Origin of the sequence: Paenibacillus sp. FSL K6-3182, from assembly GCF_037976325.1 — a bacterium.
Taxonomy (GTDB): domain Bacteria; phylum Bacillota; class Bacilli; order Paenibacillales; family Paenibacillaceae; genus Pristimantibacillus.
The window spans coordinates 6,657,501-6,662,500 of sequence record NZ_CP150265.1 but is presented as its reverse complement, the minus strand read 5'-3'; the positions used below and the strand labels follow the sequence as shown (position 1 = coordinate 6,662,500).

The following is a 5,000-nucleotide window of genomic DNA, read 5'->3' as shown; positions in this document are numbered from 1 at the left end:
CACTGGAGGCCCGAACCCACGCATGTTGAAAAATGCGGGGATGAGGTGGGGGTAGCGGAGAAATTCCAATCGAACTCGGAGATAGCTGGTTCTCCCCGAAATAGCTTTAGGGCTAGCCTCGAGGAATGAGCGTCGTGGAGGTAGAGCACTGATTGGGTGCGGGGCCCGCCAAGGGTTACCAAGTCCAGTCAAACTCCGAATGCCATAGACGTGCTACTCGGGAGTCAGACAGTGAGTGCTAAGATCCATTGTCAAGAGGGAAACAGCCCAGATCATCAGCTAAGGTCCCCAAGTGTGTGTTAAGTGGGAAAGGATGTGGAGTTGCAAAGACAACCAGGATGTTGGCTTAGAAGCAGCCATCATTTAAAGAGTGCGTAATAGCTCACTGGTCGAGTGACTCTGCGCCGAAAATGTAACGGGGCTAAACACACCACCGAAGCTATGACATGTACCATTAGGTACTTGGGTAGGGGAGCGTTGAATACGGATTGAAGTTGGACCGTGAGGACTGGTGGACTGTATTCAAGTGAGAATGCCGGTATGAGTAACGAAAAGACAAGTGAGAATCTTGTCCGCCGAAAGCCTAAGGGTTCCTGAGGAAGGCTCGTCCTCTCAGGGTAAGTCGGGACCTAACGCGAGGCCGAAAGGCGTAGTGGATGGACAACAGGTTGAAATTCCTGTACCACCGAAGATTGTTTGAGCAATGGGGTGACACAGAAGGGCAGTGACGCGGACTGATGGAATAGTCCGTCCAAGCAGTGAGGCTGATCGATAGGCAAATCCGTCGATCATAAGGCTGGGCTGTGATGGGGAGCGAAAATTGCAGTAGCGAAGGTCATGTACTCCGGCTGTCAAGAAAAGCCTCTAGTGAGATCTAGGTGCCCGTACCGCAAACCGACACAGGTAGGCGAGCAGAGCATGCTAAGGCGCGCGGAAGAACTCTCGTTAAGGAACTCGGCAAAATGACCCCGTAACTTCGGGAGAAGGGGTGCCTCGGTAGGGTGAATAGCCCGAGGGGGCCGCAGTGAAAAGGCCCAAGCGACTGTTTAGCAAAAACACAGGTCTGTGCGAAGCCGTAAGGCGAAGTATACGGGCTGACGCCTGCCCGGTGCTGGAAGGTTAAGGGGAGCGGTTAGGGGTAACCCGAAGCTGTGAACCGAAGCCCCAGTAAACGGCGGCCGTAACTATAACGGTCCTAAGGTAGCGAAATTCCTTGTCAGGTAAATTCTGACCCGCACGAATGGCGTAACGACTTGGGCGCTGTCTCAACGAGAGATCCGGTGAAATTTTAATACCTGTGAAGATGCAGGTTACCCGCGACAAGACGGAAAGACCCCATGGAGCTTTACTGTAACTTGATATTGAACTTTGGTACGATCTGTACAGGATAGGTGGGAGCCTTTGAAGCATGAGCGCCAGCTTGTGTGGAGGCAACGTTGGGATACCACCCTGATCGTATCGGAGTTCTAACCTAGAACCGTGAAACCGGTTCGGGGACCGTGTCAGGTGGACAGTTTGACTGGGGCGGTCGCCTCCTAAAATGTAACGGAGGCGCCCAAAGGTTCCCTCAGAATGGTTGGAAATCATTCGAAGAGTGCAAAGGCATAAGGGAGCTTGACTGCGAGACCTACAAGTCGAGCAGGTACGAAAGTAGGGCTTAGTGATCCGGTGGTACCGAATGGAAGGGCCATCGCTCAACGGATAAAAGCTACCCTGGGGATAACAGGCTTATCTCCCCCAAGAGTCCACATCGACGGGGAGGTTTGGCACCTCGATGTCGGCTCATCGCATCCTGGGGCTGAAGTAGGTCCCAAGGGTTGGGCTGTTCGCCCATTAAAGCGGTACGCGAGCTGGGTTCAGAACGTCGTGAGACAGTTCGGTCCCTATCTGTCGCGGGCGCAGGAAATTTGAGAGGAGCTGTCCTTAGTACGAGAGGACCGGGATGGACGTACCGCTGGTGTACCAGTTGTTCCGCCAGGAGCACCGCTGGGTAGCCAAGTACGGACGGGATAAGCGCTGAAAGCATCTAAGCGTGAAGCCCCCCTCAAGATGAGATTTCCCAGTATGTAAGACCCCTTGAAGACGACGAGGTTGATAGGTTCGGGGTGGAAGCACAGCAATGTGTGTAGCTGACGAATACTAATCGGTCGAGGGCTTATCCTAAACACGTTTACTGTGACCCATACATCCAGTAGACAGCAGCATAAAAGGCTTCAGCAAGCCTAATCTTTCGTATCCAGTTTTCAAAGTGCAAAACGCACAATGAAGCAAGACTCCCACTCGCAGTGGGTTTTAGTGTTTCCATGGAGGATTAGCTCAGCTGGGAGAGCATCTGCCTTACAAGCAGAGGGTCGGCGGTTCGATCCCGTCATCCTCCACCATAGTATGAGTCATTAGCTCAGTTGGTAGAGCACCTGACTTTTAATCAGGGTGTCGTAGGTTCGAATCCTACATGACTCACCATTTTTTAATCTCGGATGCGCGCGTATGGCGGAATTGGCAGACGCACTAGACTTAGGATCTAGCGGGCAACCGTGGGGGTTCAAGTCCCTCTACGCGCATCATAGTACGGCAAAGAAGTCTTGCTTAGCAAGGCTTTTTTTGTTGTTTAAAAGTAGGAAATGATGCTTAGATGAGATGTTTTGAGTAGTTTTCATGAAATGGGTAACATCATATTTGTAGAACATAATAAGGCTTCAGTTGTTATTACTCCGATCACGTAAAAAATTCCACTACACATTCCCCGAATTTTTAACCCTCTGCAGACAAGTATTATCATTCTAATATCTGGAATCTAATAAGAGACGAAGGTACGGGATGTTAAGAGCCGAATAGACACGCCTTAAAAAAGAAGAGGGCTGCTCTGTAATAGTACTGTGATGCGACTGTAAGTGTACTTATTGAAAAGGCGAACGCTTAGACAGCTGTTTGTCTAGGTATTACTAATATGTCAGATCGTAATGTTGCGGAAATTCATTCAATAATCTAGGGTACATGTTCGAATGAATGCAAGTAGCTTTTTTTGACTATAACACTATATAAAATGTGCTAGTCTCGGTGCCTCTGGCACACACACGACCGGTTGGTCATCGGTGCGTTTACATTAGTGATGTTTGTTCTTCAAGAGAACTCCTTCCATTATGACTGCGCGTCTACCTGCGATAGGAGATGCTTTCTAACGTGGGTTCGGCGGTGTTATGCCAATCTAGATTCTCCGATCGTTCAATCCAATTCATATATCTACGATACATCAAGCAGGGTGTCCCTGAAAATTAGTAATAAAAAATCTGTGATATAATATTAAGCAGCAATACGAAATGGATTAACGGGCGGGGATATATATATGAAATTGGAGCGATTGATCTCCATAATCTACAAGCTCCTGAATAACGAAGTTTTGTCTGCTTCTATGCTGGCTGAAGAGTATCAAGTTTCCCAAAGAACCATTTATCGGGATATCGATGTGATCTGCGCTGCGGGCTTCCCTGTCATATCGTATCAGGGAATGAATGGCGGATACGGCATAATGGACGGATACAAAATGGATAAAAGCTTGCTCGGTTCTTATGATGTCGATTCCCTAATCACCGTGCTAAGCAGCCTCTCCAGCGTGTTTAAAGATGAGCGTGCTCAGGGTACCATTGAAAGACTACAAACAATCGGACCCGAGCAACAGATCCCCACTGTATCTGTCGACTTAGAAACCCGCCGGTCAGGGCCAGACGCGCTTCAATATTTACGTACGGGCATTACGGAGCGAAAAATCGTCCGTTTTGATTATATTAATGCTAATAATGATCGTACTTCCCGTGATATGGAACCCATACAGCTTCATTTCAAATATGGCAATTGGTACGTTTATGGCTTTTGTCGCACGCGTTGTGACTATCGGGAGTTCCGACTATCACGGATAATGAACTTAGTGTTGACGCAGGAAGACTTTCAGCAGCACCACTTAGTGTCGAAAGAGCTTACTTTCACAAACAAGGAATGGTGCGATCTTTTGAAAGATGTTGTGATTCAAGTGGGACCGGAGGCTTTGGCGATAGCTATGGATCAGTTTCACCAAGCGGATATGGAATTTCATGCCGATGGAAATGCAACGATACGAATTCCAGTATATAAACCACTAGAAGCAAGATGGCTATGGTCCATTCTTCTGAGCTTTGGCAGTGGTGCCGAAGTACTCGAACCTCATGCACTGCGAGGGGTTTTAAAAGAACAGCTTCAAAATACACTCAAACTTTATGAAGAAGTATGACAGTCTGTTGTCATACTTCTTTTATTATTATAACTACAGAACCAAAATCAATTTATTAGAAATCAAAAGGAGACTTTACGAATGTCCAATTATCCAGTAGAAATGTTTCAATACCACACATGGGCCAACCAAACGATCATGGGGAGAATCAAGGAACTCCCTGCCTCTGTGCTAAGTCAAGAAGTAAACAGCTCATTTCCTACCCTTGCCCATGCCCTTAGTCATATCTATGCAGTGGATACGATGTGGTATAAGGTTTTAACAGGCACTGGTATGCGAGAGGCATTTCAAGAATGTATGTCGCTAAATGTGAGTATCCTGCATTCTGTAGATGAATACGCCAACAACTTCGCGCAGTTATCGGAACAATACAAAGAATGGTTCCAAAGCGAAGCTGATTTGGAGCAAACCGTTTTGCTTGATAACCCATTTGCCGGAATTCGCCAAACACGCTTATCGGAAATTGTACTGCAAGTGGCCAATCATGGGACCTATCACAGAGGCAATATTTCTACAATGTTGCGCCAACTAGGCCACGCATCCGTCATGAACGACTATGCATTTTTTTGGTATCAGGAAGCTGCTGAATCCGTTTAAACACTGGCGCATCGTTTTGAAAATTTGGTGAGTGCAATGGATATTGTTTTGAGTTAAATCAAATTATACTAAAAAGGTCGATACTTCTAAAAATAGGGGAGTCGACCTTTTTACTTCGATTTAATAGAAGAAATAAGTCACC

Annotated in this window: 2 protein-coding genes, 3 tRNA genes and 1 rRNA gene (1 of these 6 only partly in view); all 6 read left to right on the top strand. The window is 47.2% G+C overall.

All coding sequences use genetic code 11. The features are described from left to right. Positions 1–2,163: ribosomal RNA gene (locus MHH56_RS29240) — 23S ribosomal RNA — on the top strand (it extends 769 nt beyond the left edge of the window). A 142-nt stretch (positions 2,164–2,305) separates the two neighbouring features. Continuing rightward, positions 2,306–2,381, top strand: a tRNA-Val gene (locus tag MHH56_RS29235). 6 nt (positions 2,382–2,387) lie between these two features. Then, positions 2,388–2,463: transfer RNA gene (locus MHH56_RS29230), tRNA-Lys, on the top strand. 18 nt (positions 2,464–2,481) lie between these two features. Next, positions 2,482–2,561, top strand: a tRNA-Leu gene (locus tag MHH56_RS29225). A 782-nt stretch (positions 2,562–3,343) separates the two neighbouring features. Beyond that, entirely contained in the window at positions 3,344–4,261 is a 918-nt protein-coding gene (locus MHH56_RS29220; RefSeq protein ID WP_339205129.1) for a YafY family protein, read from the top strand. Between the two features lie 81 nt (positions 4,262–4,342). After that, positions 4,343–4,858, top strand: coding sequence for a DinB family protein (locus tag MHH56_RS29215; protein WP_339205128.1), 516 nt, complete (start codon positions 4,343–4,345; stop codon positions 4,856–4,858). Positions 4,859–5,000 lie beyond the last annotated feature (142 nt).